The organism is Bradyrhizobium sp. CIR48 (genome assembly GCF_014198315.1).
GTDB lineage: Bacteria > Pseudomonadota > Alphaproteobacteria > Rhizobiales > Xanthobacteraceae > Bradyrhizobium.
On record NZ_JACIHG010000001.1, the window covers coordinates 65,231 to 81,593 of the forward strand.

At 63.8% G+C, this 16,363-nt stretch carries 17 protein-coding genes; 10 read left to right on the top strand and 7 right to left on the bottom strand.

All coding sequences use genetic code 11. The features are described 5' to 3' along the window. The first annotated feature begins 40 nt into the window (after positions 1 to 40). Genes GGD66_RS00320 through GGD66_RS00330 form a run of 3 tightly spaced genes read left to right on the top strand, consistent with a single transcriptional unit; the run spans position 41 to position 2,671 of the window. Positions 41 to 367, top strand: coding sequence for a rhodanese-like domain-containing protein (locus GGD66_RS00320; protein WP_183256578.1), 327 nt, complete (start codon positions 41 to 43; stop codon positions 365 to 367). Between the two features lie 7 nt (positions 368 to 374). Continuing rightward, positions 375 to 1,556 carry an aminotransferase gene (locus tag GGD66_RS00325; protein WP_092253042.1) on the top strand — a complete coding sequence of 394 codons (1,182 nt, stop codon included), beginning with the start codon at positions 375 to 377 and terminating at the stop codon, positions 1,554 to 1,556. 2 nt (positions 1,557 to 1,558) lie between these two features. Further along, on the top strand, positions 1,559 to 2,671 hold the full coding sequence (locus GGD66_RS00330) for a polyamine ABC transporter substrate-binding protein (protein WP_183256579.1): 1,113 nt from the start codon (positions 1,559 to 1,561) through the stop codon (positions 2,669 to 2,671). Between the two features lie 39 nt (positions 2,672 to 2,710). Here the strand turns inward: GGD66_RS00330 and GGD66_RS00335 are convergent, their stop codons facing one another. From GGD66_RS00335 to GGD66_RS00360, 6 genes are all read right to left on the bottom strand, one after another. Then, positions 2,711 to 3,643: a lipid A biosynthesis lauroyl acyltransferase gene (locus GGD66_RS00335; RefSeq protein WP_183256580.1), complete on the bottom strand. Its 933-nt coding sequence runs from the start codon at positions 3,641 to 3,643 to the stop codon at positions 2,711 to 2,713. 8 nt (positions 3,644 to 3,651) lie between these two features. Continuing rightward, positions 3,652 to 4,929 (bottom strand): beta-ketoacyl-ACP synthase, encoded by a 1,278-nt coding sequence (locus GGD66_RS00340; RefSeq protein ID WP_018320949.1) that lies wholly within the window; start codon positions 4,927 to 4,929, stop codon positions 3,652 to 3,654. An 18-nt stretch (positions 4,930 to 4,947) separates the two neighbouring features. Then, positions 4,948 to 6,153, bottom strand: coding sequence for a beta-ketoacyl-ACP synthase (locus tag GGD66_RS00345; RefSeq protein WP_183256581.1), 1,206 nt, complete (start codon positions 6,151 to 6,153; stop codon positions 4,948 to 4,950). Further along, positions 6,150 to 6,620, bottom strand: a complete 471-nt coding sequence (locus GGD66_RS00350) for a 3-hydroxyacyl-ACP dehydratase FabZ family protein (RefSeq protein ID WP_183256582.1) — start codon at positions 6,618 to 6,620, stop codon at positions 6,150 to 6,152. Before GGD66_RS00350 ends, GGD66_RS00345 begins: the two co-directional genes overlap by 4 nt. A gap of 10 nt (positions 6,621 to 6,630) precedes the next feature. Beyond that, positions 6,631 to 6,918, bottom strand: a complete 288-nt coding sequence (locus GGD66_RS00355; protein WP_007592476.1) for an acyl carrier protein — start codon at positions 6,916 to 6,918, stop codon at positions 6,631 to 6,633. Between the two features lie 223 nt (positions 6,919 to 7,141). After that, positions 7,142 to 7,483 carry a hypothetical protein gene (locus tag GGD66_RS00360; RefSeq protein ID WP_018320952.1) on the bottom strand — a complete coding sequence of 114 codons (342 nt, stop codon included), beginning with the start codon at positions 7,481 to 7,483 and terminating at the stop codon, positions 7,142 to 7,144. A 339-nt stretch (positions 7,484 to 7,822) separates the two neighbouring features. Here GGD66_RS00360 and GGD66_RS00365 point away from each other — a divergent pair, with 339 nt between their 5' ends. Further along, positions 7,823 to 8,452 carry a ParB-like protein gene (locus tag GGD66_RS00365; RefSeq protein ID WP_092252451.1) on the top strand — a complete coding sequence of 210 codons (630 nt, stop codon included), beginning with the start codon at positions 7,823 to 7,825 and terminating at the stop codon, positions 8,450 to 8,452. 11 nt (positions 8,453 to 8,463) lie between these two features. Beyond that, positions 8,464 to 9,162, top strand: coding sequence for a hypothetical protein (locus GGD66_RS00370; RefSeq protein WP_183256583.1), 699 nt, complete (start codon positions 8,464 to 8,466; stop codon positions 9,160 to 9,162). A 24-nt stretch (positions 9,163 to 9,186) separates the two neighbouring features. Here the strand turns inward: GGD66_RS00370 and GGD66_RS00375 are convergent, their stop codons facing one another. After that, positions 9,187 to 9,342 (bottom strand): hypothetical protein, encoded by a 156-nt coding sequence (locus tag GGD66_RS00375; RefSeq protein WP_183256584.1) that lies wholly within the window; start codon positions 9,340 to 9,342, stop codon positions 9,187 to 9,189. Positions 9,343 to 9,608: 266 nt separating this feature from the next. Here GGD66_RS00375 and GGD66_RS00380 point away from each other — a divergent pair, with 266 nt between their 5' ends. From GGD66_RS00380 to GGD66_RS00400, 5 genes are all read left to right on the top strand, one after another. Then, positions 9,609 to 9,752, top strand: a complete 144-nt coding sequence (locus GGD66_RS00380; RefSeq protein WP_162832236.1) for a hypothetical protein — start codon at positions 9,609 to 9,611, stop codon at positions 9,750 to 9,752. 197 nt (positions 9,753 to 9,949) lie between these two features. Beyond that, positions 9,950 to 10,117, top strand: a complete 168-nt coding sequence (locus GGD66_RS00385) for a hypothetical protein (protein WP_177236920.1) — start codon at positions 9,950 to 9,952, stop codon at positions 10,115 to 10,117. Next, on the top strand, positions 10,114 to 12,690 hold the full coding sequence (locus GGD66_RS00390; RefSeq protein ID WP_183256585.1) for an HAD-IC family P-type ATPase: 2,577 nt from the start codon (positions 10,114 to 10,116) through the stop codon (positions 12,688 to 12,690). Before GGD66_RS00385 ends, GGD66_RS00390 begins: the two co-directional genes overlap by 4 nt. 452 nt (positions 12,691 to 13,142) lie before the next feature. Then, positions 13,143 to 15,212 (top strand): TonB-dependent siderophore receptor, encoded by a 2,070-nt coding sequence (locus tag GGD66_RS00395; protein ID WP_312014028.1) that lies wholly within the window; start codon positions 13,143 to 13,145, stop codon positions 15,210 to 15,212. Between the two features lie 5 nt (positions 15,213 to 15,217). Continuing rightward, positions 15,218 to 16,363: a PepSY domain-containing protein gene (locus GGD66_RS00400; RefSeq protein WP_183256586.1), complete on the top strand. Its 1,146-nt coding sequence runs from the start codon at positions 15,218 to 15,220 to the stop codon at positions 16,361 to 16,363.

Here is a 16,363-nt window from a genome sequence, read left to right on the forward strand (position 1 = left end):
GGGATAGGTCCGGCTGGCACGCGCGACGTTGGAGGATGATGTGGCAAACCAGGTGCAGGATCTGACCCCGGACGAGGTTTCCAAGGGTGTCGCGGACGGCCGCTATCTCCTCGTCGATGTGCGCGAGCCGAACGAGGTCGAGGCCGAGGCCTACCCTTACGGCGTCGTGGTTCCGCTCTCGACCTTCGATCCCAAGGCGATCCCCGATCCCCAAGGCAAGCAGGTCGTGTTCGCCTGCCGCTCGGGCAAGCGCTCGGTGACCGCCTCCCTCGCGGCGCAGGCGGCGGGCCTGCCTTACGACAAGCATCTGGCCGGCGGCATGCTCGGCTGGAAGGCGGCGGGGCTTCCCAGCAAGGTCGGTGGCTGACCTCGCGATGACGTCCAAGAGCTCCTCGCTGAACAAGGTCTTCGCCGACCTTCCCGTCACCATCTTTGAGGCGATGTCGCAGGCCGCGCGCGACAATGCTGCCATCAATCTCGGCCAGGGCTTTCCTGACGATCCGGGCCCCGAGGACATCCGCCGCGCCGCGGCCGAGGCCTCGCTGAACGGCTACAACCAGTACCCCTCGATGATGGGCCTGCCGGAACTGCGCCAGGCGATCGCGACCCATTACGGCCATTGGCACGGCCTCAAGCTCGATCCGATGAGCGAGGTGATGGTGACCTCCGGCGGCACCGAGGCGCTGACCTCGGCCATCCTCGCGGTGGTCCAGCCCGGCGACGAGGTGGTCTGCTTCCAGCCGGTCTACGATTCCTATCTGCCGATCATCCGCCAGGCCGGTGGCATTCCGCGCCTCGTACGGCTCGAGCCGCCGCACTGGCGGCTGAATGAGGACATGCTGAAAAGCGTCTTCAATTCAAAGACCAAGGCGGTGCTGTTCAACAACCCCTTGAATCCTAGCGCGGTGGTTTTTCCGCGCGAGGACCTCGAGCTGCTCGCACGCTACTGTCAGGAGTTCGACGTCATCGCGATCTGCGACGAGGTCTGGGAGCACGTCACCTTCGACGAGCACAAGCACATCCCGCTGATCACCATTCCCGGCATGCGCGAGCGCACCATCAAGGTCGGCTCGGCCGGCAAGATCTTCTCGCTGACGGGCTGGAAGATCGGCTTCGTCTGCGCCGCGCCGCCGCTCTTGCGCGTCGCAGCCAAGGTGCACCAGTTCCTGACCTTCACCACGGCGCCGAACCTGCAGGCCGCCGTCGCCTACGGCCTCGGCAAGCCGGACGAATATTTCCTGTCGATGCGGAAAGACCTGACGCGGAGCAGGGACCGCCTGACCAAGGGTCTCGAAAGCCTCGGCTTCCCCGTGCTGAAGTCGCAAGGCACCTACTTCCTCACCGTGGACCTGTCGCCGCTCGGGCTCAACGAGAGCGACACCGAATTCTGCTGGCGGATCGTGAAGGACTACAAGGTGGCGGCGATCCCGGTGTCGGCCTTCTACGAGCAGGACCCCGTGACCTCAGTGGTGCGCTTCTGCTTTGCCAAGAAGGACGAGACGCTCGACACCGCGCTGGAGCGGCTGTCGGACGCGGTGCGTGGACGCAAGAGGTAGAGATGACCAATGTCGGCCGCTCCGGGCTTTGCCGTGCTTTTGCAATCGCCGCCGCGCTGACGTTGCTTTCCGCTCCCGTCAGGGCCGAGGAGCGGGTCGTCAACTTCTACAACTGGTCCAACTATATGGCGCCGGATGTCCTCGAGGCCTTCACCAAGGAGACCGGCATCAAGGTCGTCTACGACACGTTCGATGCCAACGAGACGCTGGAGACGCGCCTGATGGCCGGCAAGTCCGGCTACGACGTCGTGGTGCCCACGGCCTATTTCCTGCAGCGCCAGATCAAGGCCAACATCTTCCAGAAGCTCGACAAGGCGAAGCTGCCGAACCTGGAAAATGCCTGGCCGATGGTGACCAAGAACCTTGCGACCTACGATCCCGGCAACAACTACGCCGCCAACTACATGTGGGGCACGACGGGCATCGGCTACAACGTCGCCAAGGTGAAGCAGATCCTGGGGCCGGATGCCAAGATCGACAGCTGGGACATCGTCTTCAAGCCGGAGAACCTCGCCAAGTTCAAAGACTGCGGCGTGCACATGCTCGACTCCGCCGACGACATCTTCCCGGCGGCGCTGAATTATCTCGGGCTCGATCCGAACTCGACCAAGCAGGCGGACCTCGATAAGGCCGCCGATATCGTCGCAAAAGTCCGCCCCTTCGTGCGCAAGTTCCACTCGTCCGAATATCTCAGCGCGCTCGCGACCGGCGAGATCTGCTTCGTGGTCGGCTGGTCCGGCGACATCATGCAGGCCCGCGCGCGTGCTGCCGAGGCGAAGAGTGGCATCGAGATCGGCTACGCCATTCCGAAGGAGGGCGCACAGATGTTCTTCGACAATCTCGCGATCCCCGCGGATGCGAAGAACGTGAGGGAAGCCTACGAGCTGATCAACTATCTCTATCGGCCCGATGTCGCCGCCAAGAACTCGGACTTCCTGTCCTACGCGAGCGGCAACCTCGCCAGCCAGAAGCTGGTCGATCCGAAGATTTTGAACGACAAGAACATCTATCCGGACGAGGCGACGCTCGCAAAACTGTTCGTCATCACGGCGCGCGAGCCGGCGACCCAGCGCATCATCAACCGGCTCTGGACCAAGGTGAAGACGGGGCGGTGAGGGGCATTCGTCGCTCCGCTCTTCGCAATGACGGCGTAACTACCGCCACCTGCGATGCAGCCAGAGCCACTGCTCGGGATGCTCGCGCACCCAGCCTTCCACGACGCTGGTGATTGCCTGGGTCGTGCCCTGGATGTCGATCTTGCCGTCGGCGTCGCGCACCGGCTGGACTTCCTCGGTGAGCTCGCCGCGAAAGCGGCCATCGGGCAGGCGGATGATGCGGACGCCGTGGATCGGGCATTCGACCTGGCGCAAGAGGCGCGCCAGCATCGGGTTGGCGCGGGTCTTGCGGCCGAAGAAGGTGACCTCGACGCCGGCGGTCAGATACTGGTCGATCAGCATGGCGACATGCTTGCCGTCCTTGAGCGCCTGCGCGAGCCGCAGCGGCGCGTCGCGGCCCGCCGGGATCAGCGTGCCCATGTTGACCTGGCGCATCTCCTGGATGATGCGGTCGGCGGAGGCGATGTTCGGCCGGCGATAGAGGATCGCGGTATCCAGCTCATGCGCGACGGCAGCGAGCGCTGGCAGCTCCCAATTGGCGAGATGCGCGGCAAAGATCAGCGCCGGCTTGCCGTCGTCGCGAATCTGGTCGAACAGCTCGATGCTGCGCGGCGACAATTCGATCCGGCTTTTTTCCGGATGGTCGCGATCGTAATCCCAGACATGGTCGATATGGGCGAATTCGGCGCCGACGCGGCCGAGATTGTCCCAGACGCCCATCAGGATCTGTTCGATCTCCTCGGGCGACTTCTCGGGAAACGCCGCGGTGAGGTTGGCGCGGCCGATGCGGTGCTCGCGCAGGCGCGGTCCGATCTTCTTCACGACGCGCGCGAAGAAGTCCGAGGTCTTGGCCGGATCGAAATAGCGCGTGGTGCGCAGCATGCCCACGGTGGCGGCGCCGATCAGGCTGCCGCCGATCGATTTTGCAGCCTCCCGCGCGCGGGCCTTCGTCCTCGCAGGAAGCAGCGCCATGCGTCCGGTCAGGCCGGTTCGCGGGTCAGGATCAGCGAGGCGTTCTGGCCGCCGAAGCCGAACGAGTTCGACATCACCGCGGTGACACGGGCGTCGCGCGCCTTGTTGCCGACGACGTTGAACAGGATCGTGGGATCCGGCGTCTCGTAATTGATCGTCGGCGGGATGCGCTGATGCTCGAGCGTCAGCAGCGAGAAGATCGCCTCGACCGCGCCGGCCGCCGAGATGGTGTGGCCGACCATCGACTTGTTGGAGGTGACCGGAATCTTCTGCGCGAGCTCGCCGAACACGGCCGATGTCGTGTTGAACTCCATCTTGTCGTTCTCGGGCGTCGCAGTGCCGTGCGCGTTGATGTGGTCGATCTGGTCCGGCGTCATGCCGGCATCGGCCAGCGTCTTGTTCATGCAGCCAATGATCGGCTTGCCGTCGGGCGAAGAGCGGGTGCGATGGAAGGAATCGGTGAGCTCGCCGCAGCCGGCGATCACGCCGAGGATCTTCGCGCCGCGCGCGGTGGCGGCCTCAAAGCTTTCCAGCACGAGCGCGCCGGCGCCTTCGGCCATGACGAAGCCGTCGCGGTTCTTGGAGAAGGGGCGGGAGGCCGCCTGCGGCGGATCGTTCTGGGTCGACAGCGCCGAAAGCAGCGAGAAGCGTACCAGGGCTTCCGGATTCACGGTGCCGTCGGTCGCGACGCACAGCGCAGCGTCGGTCTCGCCGCGGCGGATCGCCTCGACGCCGAGCTGGATCGAGGTGGCTCCGGACGCGCAGGCCGTCGACAGCGAGATCGGCGAGCCCTTGGTGCCGAAGGTCTCGGCGAGATGTGCGGCTACCGAGCCGAACATGAAGCGGTGATGATAGGCGCTGTACTTGCCGCCGCCGGAGATGCGCAAGAGATCGTCATAGTTGAAGTCGAGCGCGCCGACGGCGCGGCCGAGCTCGCGGCGCTGCGGCCATTCGACCTCGACCGGCGCAACCGCGAGGAAGAGGGGTCCCGGGAAATCGGCCTTGGCGCCGATGCCGGCCTGCTCGAGCGCTTCCTCCGTCACGAGCTCAGCCATCCGCTCGGACAGGCCGGTGGAGGAGAACGGATCGACGCTGACGAAATCGACGGTGCCGGCCATCGTGGTCTTCAGTCCGTCGACCGGAAAGCGCGTGATGGTGCGGATGCCGGATTCACCAGCAACGAGCTTGGCCCAATTGTCGGCCTTGCCGGCACCGAGCGAGGTCATGATTCCCATGCCGGTGACGACGACGACGGGGCGCCCGAGTTTGTCGCGTGGTGCAGTCATGTCGATCCCCCGGGTGAGCTAGCTAACTGCCTCGACCAGCGCCATGCCTTCGCCGCGCCAGTGTCCGGCTCCCACCACCACAATCTGGGTGGGAGCTCCCTGCATTTCAATCTCGGTGCCGGTGGAATCGTTCGGCGGGAACAGCGCACCGCGCGAGATCGACAGCGCGGCGAGCGCGATGCCGAGCGGGAATTGCGTCTCCATGGTGTGGCCGAACATCGTGCCGGTCGAACGCACCGGAAAGTCGGCATGGCCTTTCAGGAAGTCGCGCTCTTCGCTTGTCGCGGGCTCTGCACCGGTCGCGCCTGAAATGATCGCGCCTTTGCCTTCGCGCCTGGGCAGCTTGGTCCACAGCTGCTCCAGCGTCGCGGCCATGTCGCCGGCCTGCTTGCGCCGGGCGAGGTCGGCGACCACGCTCGACAGTCTTGCGAACGGCTTTGCGCCGCGCGCTTGCGCGTGCGCTTTCGACTCCAGCACCAGGAAGGCGCCGGCAGACCCCAGCGCGAAGCCGGCGTGGTCCTTGCGCGCCCAGACCGGAGCGAACTTGTCCTTGAGGTTGAAATCGCCGAATTCGTAGAGGACGAGCAAATCCTTGCGCTCGCCATTATGCGAGCCGCCGACCAGCGCGATGTCGCTCTCGCCCGAGGCGATGCGGGCCAGCGCGATGCGGGCGGCATCGGCGCCGGCGACCTCTTCGCCCATGAAGGTGCGCGAGGTGCCGCCAAGTCCGTGCACGATGGCGATGTTGCCTGCGAGCAGGTTGGAGAGCTGCGCCAGGAACAGCGTCGGCCTGAGATCGCTCATCAGGCGCTCGTTGAGGAAGCCGGGCGCGTTCGCCCCCTTGGCCTCGGCCGTCAAGACGCCGGTGTCGACGTTGAGATCGCGCTCGCCGCCGCCGGCGGCCACCACCATGTCGATCTTCGACAGGATGTCCTTGTTGCCCTTGATCCCGGCGGAATCGAGCGCAAGGCCGGCGGCATAGGTGCCGATGCGCTGCCAGGCTTCCATCTGGCGCTGGTCGCCCTTCTTCGGGATCTGGCTGTCGAAGCTAACAGGCGTCAAGGGATGCACGACGTAGGGCGCAAAGCCCTTCTCGTCGACATTGATGCGCTTCTCGGCAAGCGCGGCCCAGTTGGCGTCCAGGCCCTCGCCGAGCGAGGTCGCGAGTCCAATGCCGGTGATCCAGACTTCGGTCTGGCCGGGCTTCGAAGCAGTGTCAGTCATGGCGATACGGCCTGTTGCGGAAAGCCGACGCGCTCGGCGACTTTCGTCATGTAGCCGCGCATATCCGCATTGGGGAAGGGGATCAGCGTGAAGGTCAGCGCCGAGTTCGCGCGCAGCTTGCCGCCGACCCTGATCTTGGCTTCGGTCATGGCATAGCCGGAGCCTTCATGGACGAGGCTCGCCTCGATGCTCATGAGATCGCCTGGGAAGACCGAGCCGCGGACCTTGGCCTCCTTCACGGCGGCAAGGATCGGCATGCGCTCGAACTTGAACACGCCGAGCTGAAGCCAGCCCGAGGCCTGCGCCATCGATTCGATCAGGAGCACGCCGGGCATCAAGGGGTAACCCGGGAAGTGCCCCTCGAAGATGGTGCTCTCCTTCGGGACCTGCGCTTCGACGACGATCGTCTTCTCGTCGACCTTGAGGTCGACGATGCGATCGATCAAGTGGAAGTATTCGAGTTGCATGACCGCGCGCTTAGGCGCTCGCGCCCTTGGCCGCAACCAGTTCGTCGATGCGGGCGCACAGATTCTTCAGCACGAAATACTGCTCGGTGGTCGCCTTGCCGTCGTTGACCTCCTGGGTCCACTTTTCCAGCGGGAGCTTGATGCCGAACTGCTTGTCGATCGCAAACGCGATATCAAGGAAATCGAGGCTGTCGATGCCGAGATCGTCAATGGCATGACTATCCGGCGTGATCGTGTCGCGCGGGATGTCGCAGGTTTCAGCGATGATCGTGGCGACCTGATCGAATGTGGAAGACATCACTAAGCCTTTGATATATTGCGGATATTTGTCAGATTATCCAGAGTGGCACGGTGGGTGGGCATCGCGCCCCTGATGACGCCCTCAAACCCCCCTCTGGCCGGGTCGAAAGCCCGTATATCGGAGCGCCGCCCTGAGTTCAATGGAGCCGGGCAGGCGGCGAGAGAGGGCTGGGGATGCCCCACTGGAGTCCCTTGCCCGCCGGGGCCGGGGCGAGGCGGGCCTAGATATGTGGCGTCGTGATCTTGACGCAGTCGCGACGGCCCATCAGCACGCAATCCTGGGTCCGGCGCAGGTCGGCGATGCTGACCGCGAGCCAAATTCCGATTGCGGTCAGCGCGATGGTAAAGGCCAGCGCCGCGATGTTGGCGAGCATGCGATGGCGGAAATCGTCCGGCTCGGCGCGGGGCTTCTCGTAGCGCGACAGGTCGAGTGGTTCGGGGGCGACTCGCAACGGCTGCACGGTGCCGCTACCGCGGTGGACCGTCGGGGAAGGCGAGGTGCGCGGCCTGAACTGGAGCACCCGGTGCTCGTCGTCAGAGCTTATGGGCCGCTGGGTAGTCATGGGGCGGGGATCACTCCGAAGCAGCGATTTTAGATAGCACACGGGATGAACGTGTTGCAGAAAATCTTCGCAATGCCAGCGTGCATTTGTGCGCTCGCACTATTTGTGCATGGACGGTGGGGAGCGACCGCGGAACCGGCCGTCGTGTCGGCGGCAGGGATGCAAGGGTTGCGTTGCAAAAACGGAGGTAGCAAGGGCCAAGGGCTTCACGCCTTCGTTCCCCTCTACATCGGCTTGTGATCTCCGTGTCCTTCCGAACACGTTTTGCCGCCGCAAGGCCCATGTCATAGTCGGGGGAACCTGAACCGTCAGCTGCATCCATGCGAGGGGCCTTCGACCATGACCACGACCAACGCGCGTGAGCCGAGAGTGCACCCGGTCCCGATCCTGTCGCTCCGGCCGACGCAGATGACGGTCGGCATGCGCGAGGTCAAGGAGAAGCGCAAGCGCTGGCGCGAGCATGACAAGAAGAAGCAGGCCGATCTTCTCGGCAAGCACATGATCCCCGTCGTCTACGGCCCCGACGCGCGGTACTATGTGATCGACCATCATCATCTCGGCCGCGCACTGCACGACGAAGGCGTCAAGGAGGTGCTGGTGACCATCGTCGGCGACCTCCGCATGGTCGAGCGCGAGGCTTTCTGGGGCGTGATGGACAACAAGCGTTGGGTCTATCCTTACGACGCCAAGGGCGAACGGCGACAGTTCCGCGACCTGCCGAAATCGGTTGCCGATCTCAAGGACGATCCGTTCCGCAGCCTTGCCGGCGAATTGCGCCGCCTGGGCGGCTTCGCCAAGGACACCACGCCGTTCTCCGAATTCCTCTGGGCCGATTTCCTGCGCCGAAAAGTCTCGCGCAAGGCGGTGGAGGCAGATTTCGACAAGGCGATCGAGAAGGCGATGTCGGCGGCCAAGAGCAAGGATGCGATTTACCTGCCCGGCTGGTGCGGTCCGGAGGACGATGATTAGGGCAGCGGGAATTGCGTGCTGTAATGCCTCAGCAGGGCGTTTTCATCTTCACGATGATGGCGGCAATCGCGCCGCTCATTGCCCTTCTCCGTCGGGATGGGCGGGCGCTGGGCTGGAGCTTGCTGGCCGTCGTTCTGGTGTGCTGGCTGGCCAGCTATCCATACTTGGTGCCCGTTGCGATCCTGCTCATCATTGCGTCGTTCGGATTGGCGTGCGGAGGATTGAGCTTGCGCCTGCCGGCCGTCTCAGCGGAGACGTCTCTCTGGATACGGACCATAGCGCTCTATTCGCTGTTCTTCGCCATCACCGGATATGCGCTGAATCTATTCCTCAGCTACAACTGGGCGCCTCCAAGAATCCTGGCGGAGCCGCTTGCCTCGCCTCTGAATGACCGTGACGGTCCAATGACGGCGACCCTGAATGCGCAGTTCCCAGAAGGGACCGACGAGGCAGTGTTGAGAGCATCCTTGCTGAAAGATGGTTTTTCGGACGTCGCGCAGCCGCGCCCGTTGTGCAGGTTGCCGGAGATACGGCCGGGATCGATGCGCCGCTACGGATCATGCCCTGCGGGTTCACGGGAGATGACTTACGAGTACCGCGGGCCGGTCAATTTCGTCTGCGGATCTATGCACGTCTCGGTGAAATGGTCGGCCAATCCAGATGGAAAGATCGTGGGGCTCCAGGCGACCGGATATACCCCGTGCCTCTGAACGGAATAGGCGCCTGCGCTCCCGTCAGTCGCGCTGGAAGATCCTGGCGCCGGGATAGGCGCGGCGGGCGTAAGTCACCACCAGCGCGCGGTCCTGGGTGTCCAGGAAGGGCGTTCGGATCTGGCACGACCCGACGATGAGGTGCCACAGGCCATTGAGTTTCTGGATCACGATATTCATTTGAATAGTCCTTGATGACTCCCATTCCAGCGAATGCTGCTGGTCGCCGCAGTGCTTAGGATCGTGTCCGCGGATGTAGAATTCCCAACACGGCCGCGCTCCTCTGCAAAATACGTCGACCATTGTTAGTTGGTTACGGAATGCGTCCAGATAAGCCGGGCCCATCACAGGCGCTTGAGTGAAATCAATTTCCGCGCCCACGAAACCGTCCTGAAACAGAGCCGTCCCATCTCTATGGGGTAGTCGAGCTCACACAGGAGGCGAACATGCGCCGTCTGGCTTTCGTAATTGCGTTGCTCGCGGTCGCTTCGGCAGGAATTTCGGCATCGTTTGCCGCAGTTCACCACGCCAAGTCGTTGACGTTCGCGGAGCGCTTTGCTCCGGCGCTCGAGTTGATGGCGAAGCGTTAGCGGCTGATCACTTCGACGCGGACATCAGGTCGCACCCGTCGACCGGCCGGGTGCGGCGATGGCCGAGTGAGGTTTGACCTGCCGCAAATCTGCGTCGCTCCGACCGGCTAAAGTCTGCCTGCATGGTTGCAGAAGCAGCGTTGTGCCCCGACGTCGCGGGCCCGGGCTCCAAGTCATGCAAGACTGGAGGCACGGCCGTGAGCATCATCTTTCGCATCGTCTTTATCGTCGCCGGCGCGGTCACCGCGCTGTTCGTCGCGCGAGATGCCCTGAACTTCACCATCATCCAGACCTTCGTCGCCGTCCTGCTGGTGACAGCCGTCGTGGGGGCTGGAAGTCTCTGGAGCATGCGGCGGAAGACGTGAGCAAGACAGAAAGCGGCGGTTCGCCCGGGCTCAGCGAAACCGAGGCCGGGCTGCGGCTGCAGCAGGAAGGTTACAACGAACTGCCTCGGCCCGAACGGCGCACGCCGCTGCGCATCGTGCTCGAGGTGCTGCGCGAGCCGATGCTCGCCCTCCTTCTGTGCGGCGGGCTGGTCTACCTGCTGCTAGGTGACCTCCGCGAGGCGCTGCTTCTGCTGGCATTCGGCGCCATCTCCGTCGTGATCACGATCGTGCAGGAAACCCGCACCGAGCGCGTGCTGGAGGCGTTGCGAGAGTTGACCAGTCCGCGAGCGCTCGTGGTCAGGGACGGGGAGCGCCGGCGCATCGCCGGCCGGGACGTCGTCCGCGGCGATCTCCTCGTCCTGGCCGAGGGCGATCGGATTCCGGCGGATGCGGTGCTCGTCAGCGCGCGTGATCTGGCGGTCGATGAGTCCCTGCTGACCGGAGAATCGTTCCCGGTTCGCAAGCAGGCCCTCAACGCGCCGGTCGCCAAAGCTTCCTTGACTGAAAAGGCCGGCTTGGCTGAGCATCGCCCGGGCGGCGATGATTTGCCTTTCGTGTATTCGGGCTCGCTGGTCGTGCGAGGCGAGGGCCTCGCCGAGGTCAAGGCCACCGGCCCTCGCAGCGAGATCGGGAAGATCGGACTGTCGCTGCATGGCTTGCAGCCGGAGCCGCCGCGGCTGCAGCAGCAGACCGCACGGCTCGTCCGGCTTTGCTTTCTCGGCGGCGCGATGATCAGCCTGGCGGCCGTCCTGCTTTACGGAACGCTGCGCGGGGATTGGCTGCAGGCGATGCTCGGAGGCATCGCGATCGGCATGTCCATGCTGCCTGAGGAGTTCGCCGTCGTCCTCACGGTGTTCATGGCCATGGGCGCCTGGCGGATCTCGAAGGCGCGGGTGCTGACGCGGCGCGCGGCCGCGATCGAGGTGCTCGGCTCCGCTACAGTGCTGTGCACCGACAAGACCGGCACGCTGACGCAGAACCGGATGTCGGTTGCGGAGCTGAGGCTACGCGACGGGACGAGCGTGCGCCTCGTGTCTTCGCAGCCGGCGTCCGTCGGAGCGGAGTTTTTCGAGCTGGCGCGTTGCAGTGCTCTGGCGAGCTCGCCCCAACCATTCGATCCAATGGAGAAGGCCCTGCACGCGTTCGCGCAGGCGAGCCTGCCGGAGGGTGATGAATTCCCGGGTGCTCGAACCTTGATCCGCACCTACGGCCTGCGTCCCGAGCTGCTGGCGATGACCGAGGTTTGGCAATCGTCCCAGGGATTGTTCGCCTCGGCCAAAGGTGCTCCCGAAGCGATTGCGCGCCTCTGTAAATTGGACGGTGCGGACCAGGACGCGCTGCGGGATGCGGTCGCGGCGATGGCGAAGGACGGTCTTCGCGTGCTGGGCGTGGCCGCCGCGACCTGCGAGGCTGAGATCCTGCCGAGCTCGCAGGAAGGTTTTTCGTTTCGCTTCCTCGGTCTGGTCGGGTTGGCCGATCCGCTGCGTCCGCACGTCCCCGAGGCGGTGGCCGAATGTCGTTCGGCCGGCATCCGCGTCGTCATGATCACGGGCGACTATCCGGCGACCGCCATGGCGATCGCCGGGCAAGCCGGGCTCGACGTCAATGAGGTCACGACCGGCGAGCAGATCAGGCTCGCGGACGAGAGCGGGCTGGAGGCCCTCGTCAGGAACGTGAACGTGTTCGCGCGGGTCCTGCCGGAGCAGAAGCTGCGGATCGTTCAGGCGATGAAGCGCAACGGCGAGATCGTCGCGATGACCGGCGACGGCGTCAACGACGCGCCGTCCCTGAAGGCGGCCCATATCGGGATCGCGATGGGCGGCCGCGGCACCGATGTCGCCCGCGAGGCATCCTCGATCGTCCTGCTCGACGACGATTTCGGCTCCATCGTCGCATCGATCCGGCTGGGGCGCCGGATCTACGACAATCTCCGCAAGGCGATGGCCTTCATTTTCGCCGTCCACGTTCCGATCGCGGGGCTCGCCCTGCTTCCGCTGGTTTTCGGGCTGCCTCTGATTCTCGGACCCGTTCACATTGCGTTTCTGGAGCTGATCATCGATCCGGTCTGCTCGCTCGTGTTCGAAGCCGAGCGGGAGGAGCGCGATGTCATGACGCGCCCGCCACGGCGTGCCGATGCGGAATTGTTCTCGTGGGCCTTGGTCGGCTGGAGCATCCTTCAAGGCGTCATGGCATTTGCCTTGATCGCCATGATCTTCGTCGTTGCGCTTCGTACCGGTATTCCACCCGACGAGGCGCGCACGCTGGCTTTCATCGCGCTGGTCGTCTGCATCGTCGCGCTGGTGCTGGTCAACCGGTCCTTCAGCGCGTCGTTCTTGTCAGCCTTCTTCCGTCCGAACCCGGCATTGCTCTGGATATTCCTGTCGATCGCGCTCGTTCTCGCCACGGCTTTGTTCTGGCCGCCAGCGTCCAGCCTGTTTCGTTTCGGTCCCCTGCACCTCGACGATCTCATGGTCACGCTCGGCGCGGGATTGCTGGTGCTCACGGTGCTCGAACTGCTGAAACCCATATGGGCACGACGCTTGCGATTCTAGATCGTGACGCGGCAGGTCGATCGCTCATCGCGGCGCGCGGCGGAATTCGTTCAGCGTCGGGAATTCGTGCAGCCAACGGAAGACGCCTGCGAGATGCTGACGTCGTTTCATTAGAACAGGTCTAGTCTACATAGATTCTACGACCTGAATGTCCGAAAGACTTTGATTGTGCGTTCGGAGTCTTTGCATGGTCGTCCCCGTAAATTCGGGGACTGGGAATGCTGGAATTTGTGTTTCACGCACGCGCAACGAAGCGCGGATGCGTGTCGACGTTGTGCGGTCTTTTCGTGCTTCCTCCGGCCATCGCCTTTGGCGGCAACGCGCAAGCCCAGGGCGTGAGTGGAGCATCGGATCTTCCGCCCGTCGTGGTCGAGCAAGGCCGCGCGAACAAGCGTCAGGTCACGACATCGCGCAGCTCGCGATCTGCGAGTGTCCGACGTGCGCGATCACACGTGGCAGGACAGGCTGCCGAGGCCGGTTCTCAGCCGGCCTCCGCTGCGGTGGAACGCGGTACGGATCCGGTGAAGGGGTTTGTGCCCGTCGTCAGCTCGGCTGCAATGAAGTCCGACACACCTATTCTTGAGACACCTCAATCCGTTTCGGTGGTCAGCCGCGATCAGCTCGATGCGCGCTCGGCCACGACGCTTGTGGAAGGATTGCAGTATGTCGCAGGTCTCGCCATCCAGCCGGGCGGCAAAGACCCGCGCTTCGACAACGTCTTCATCCGCGGCTTCGACAACAATGGCTACGGTGCCTATCGCGACGGGCTTCGTGAGGTCGGCGATCCCAACTTCTTGTCGCTGTTCCGCAACGAGCCCTACGGCTTCGAACGCATCGACGTCATCAAGGGACCGAGCTCGGTCATGTATGGGCAGGGCGCGCCGGGCGGCCTCGTTGACGTCATCAGCAAGCGGCCGCCCGAACGGGCCTTCGGCGAGATCGTCGGCCAGTTCGGCAATTACGACCGCTTCCAGGGCGCTTTCGATTTCGGCGGTCCCGCGACCAAGGACGGCACGCTGCTCTATCGGCTGACCGGCGTGTTCAGGGATTCCGATGCGCAGATCGCGAACTTCTCGAATTTCGTGAAGGACAACCGGACCTATATCGCTCCGGCCGTGACCTGGAAGCCGACCAACGATACGACGCTGACCATTCTCGCCGACTACACGCACGATGTGACTGGAAATGCCTTTCCGCTGTCGATGGTCCATGTGACGGGCGGGAAGGTCACCGGCATCACGGCGTTGCCGGTGTTTCTCGGCGACCCCAGCTTCAACAAATTCGACCAGGAGCAGGAGCGCGTCGGCTACCAGCTCGAGCACCGCTTCAGCAACAACCTGATCTTCGAATCCAAGGCTCGTTATGGTCACACCGAACTCGACTATCGGTATCTGACGTTCATCGGAACTCCGCTCGATACGACCGCGGTTTTTCCGCGACGTTCGATGCGTATCCAGGAGCAGATCGACACACTGTCGACCGACAACCACCTGATCAGCAAGTTCAGCACCGGGCCGCTCCAACATACGGTGGTCTCCGGCGTCGACTATCTGACGTTCAACATGACGGACCGGACCTATTTCGGAGTTGCACCGCCGCTGAGCAAGATCAATCCCGTCTATGACCAGGCCATTGCGGTTCCGACTGCGCTCACTGCCCCCTCAGCGAACCAGACGATCGACCAAGTTGGCGTCTATGCGCAGGACCAGATGAAGATCCAGAACTGGATCTTCACGTTGGGCGGACGTTACGACGCCTCGGAACAGAACACCTACGTCTTGGCGACCAACAAGACCACCGATACCAAGGACACGGCCTTCACCAAGCGAGGAGCCGTCTCCTACGTGTTCGATTCCGGAGTGGCGCCTTACTACAGCTATTCGGAATCGTTTCTGCCGACGCCGGGCACGGACTTTGCGGGCAGCCCGTTCAAGCCGACGAGGGCGCAGCAGCATGAGGTCGGCGTCAAGTACCAACCGTCGCGGACCTTGTTGATGACGGTGGCGCTGTATGACTTGACGCGTCAAAACTCGCTCACGAGCGATCCATCGCATCTCGGCTTCTCGGTCCAGCTCGGCGAGGTGAATTCGCGCGGCTTCGAGTTCGAGACGCTGGCGCAGATCATTCCCGGGCTGAACCTGGTGGCGACCTACACCAACCAGGATGTGAAGGTGACGCAGAGCACTGGCACCGACCTCGGCAAGGTGCCGACGCTGGTCGCCCGCCAGCTGGCGTCGGCCTATCTCGACTACACTGTTCAGGGCGGCACATGGGACGGCTGGGGTCTTGGCGGCGGCGTCCGCTACAACGGGCCGACCTTCGCCGATATCACCAACACCATCGTCAACGAGGGCTACGTCGTGTTCGATGCCGGCCTGCATTATCGCCAGCCGAAGGGCGTCAACCTGGCGCTCAACGTGAAGAACATCGCCGATCGCGTCACGCTTGCCTGCACGGCGAACGGCGGCTGCCAATATACCAGCCCGCGCACCATCACGGGCACCGTCAGCTATCGCTGGTAGAGATCATGGTTCAGGCACGCACGATCCGGCTATGGTCGCGCATTCACACCTGGACGTCGCTGGTGTGCATGCTGTTCCTGCTGATGCTGTGCGTGACCGGGCTTCCGCTGGTCTTCCACGACGAGATCGACGATCTGCTCGAGGATGAGATCGCGGCGCCCGCCATGCCGGAGGGAACGCCGCGTCTCTCGCTCGACCGGATGATCGCTGCGGCTCAAGCGCGCTTTCCGGGGCACTACGTCCTGCTTCTCAATCTCAAGCAGACGGATCCGCTGGTGACGGTCGCGGTGTCTCCGACCGCTGTCCCGGCGCCGGGTAACTTCCATCGTCTAACGTTCGATGCGCGGACGGCCGAAATGCTCGGGGAGGAGGCTCCACATCAGAGCGTCATGGATTTCGTGTTGCGGATTCACAAGGACATGTTCGCAGGCCTGCCCGGCGAATTGTTTCTCGGCGCGATGGGTCTCGTGTTCGCCGCGTCGATCATGTCCGGTGTGGTCGTCTATTGGCCGTTCATGCGGCGGCTCGATTTCGGCACGATCCGCCGGCGATCGTCTCCGCGCGCCAAATGGCTCGATACCCATAATCTCTTCGGCATCGTCACCGTGACCTGGGCGATGGTTGTGGGTCTCACCGGCATGATCAACACGCTGGCGACGCCGCTGTTCGACCTGTGGCGCGCGCAGTTGATCCCGGTCTTGCTGGCGCCTCATCTCGGCAAGCCCGTGGCTCCGATCCCGTCGGTTCAGACTGCCGTCGAGCTCGTCCGCGCAAGATTTCCGGATCGTCTGGTCACCTCGGTGACGATGCCGACATCGGCACGCTTCGGCAGCCCGCAGCATCTGGTCGTCTGGACCAAGGGCGCGACGCCCTTCACGGCGCGCATGCTCCAGCCGATGCTCGTCGACGCCAATGACGGCAAGACCATCGTGGCCCCCGAGGTGCCCTGGTATTTGAAGACGCTTCAGGTCTCCCGCCCGCTGCATTTCGGCGACTATGGTGGGCTTCCGCTGAAGATCATCTGGGCGCTGCTGGACATCATCACGATCATCATTCTCGTCAGCGGGATCTATCTCTGGGCGGCGCGGCGAAAGTCACCGGCCCGCCGCAAGTCGCTCGACGCGGGCCGCACCGCGGCAGTCGGCACATAG

Coding starts and splice junctions, on each gene's coding strand:
- GGD66_RS00365 (WP_092252451.1), top strand. CDS start 7,823: ATGACCACGACCAACGCGCGTGAGCCGAGAGTGCACCCGGTCCCGATC.
- GGD66_RS00375 (WP_183256584.1), bottom strand. CDS start 9,342: ATGAATATCGTGATCCAGAAACTCAATGGCCTGTGGCACCTCATCGTC.
- GGD66_RS00360 (WP_018320952.1), bottom strand. CDS start 7,483: ATGACTACCCAGCGGCCCATAAGCTCTGACGACGAGCACCGGGTGCTC.
- GGD66_RS00380 (WP_162832236.1), top strand. CDS start 9,609: ATGCGCCGTCTGGCTTTCGTAATTGCGTTGCTCGCGGTCGCTTCGGCA.
- GGD66_RS00335 (WP_183256580.1), bottom strand. CDS start 3,643: ATGGCGCTGCTTCCTGCGAGGACGAAGGCCCGCGCGCGGGAGGCTGCA.
- GGD66_RS00345 (WP_183256581.1), bottom strand. CDS start 6,153: ATGACTGACACTGCTTCGAAGCCCGGCCAGACCGAAGTCTGGATCACC.
- GGD66_RS00400 (WP_183256586.1), top strand. CDS start 15,218: ATGGTTCAGGCACGCACGATCCGGCTATGGTCGCGCATTCACACCTGG.
- GGD66_RS00350 (WP_183256582.1), bottom strand. CDS start 6,620: ATGCAACTCGAATACTTCCACTTGATCGATCGCATCGTCGACCTCAAG.
- GGD66_RS00325 (WP_092253042.1), top strand. CDS start 375: ATGACGTCCAAGAGCTCCTCGCTGAACAAGGTCTTCGCCGACCTTCCC.
- GGD66_RS00355 (WP_007592476.1), bottom strand. CDS start 6,918: ATGTCTTCCACATTCGATCAGGTCGCCACGATCATCGCTGAAACCTGC.
- GGD66_RS00340 (WP_018320949.1), bottom strand. CDS start 4,929: ATGACTGCACCACGCGACAAACTCGGGCGCCCCGTCGTCGTCGTCACC.
- GGD66_RS00330 (WP_183256579.1), top strand. CDS start 1,559: ATGACCAATGTCGGCCGCTCCGGGCTTTGCCGTGCTTTTGCAATCGCC.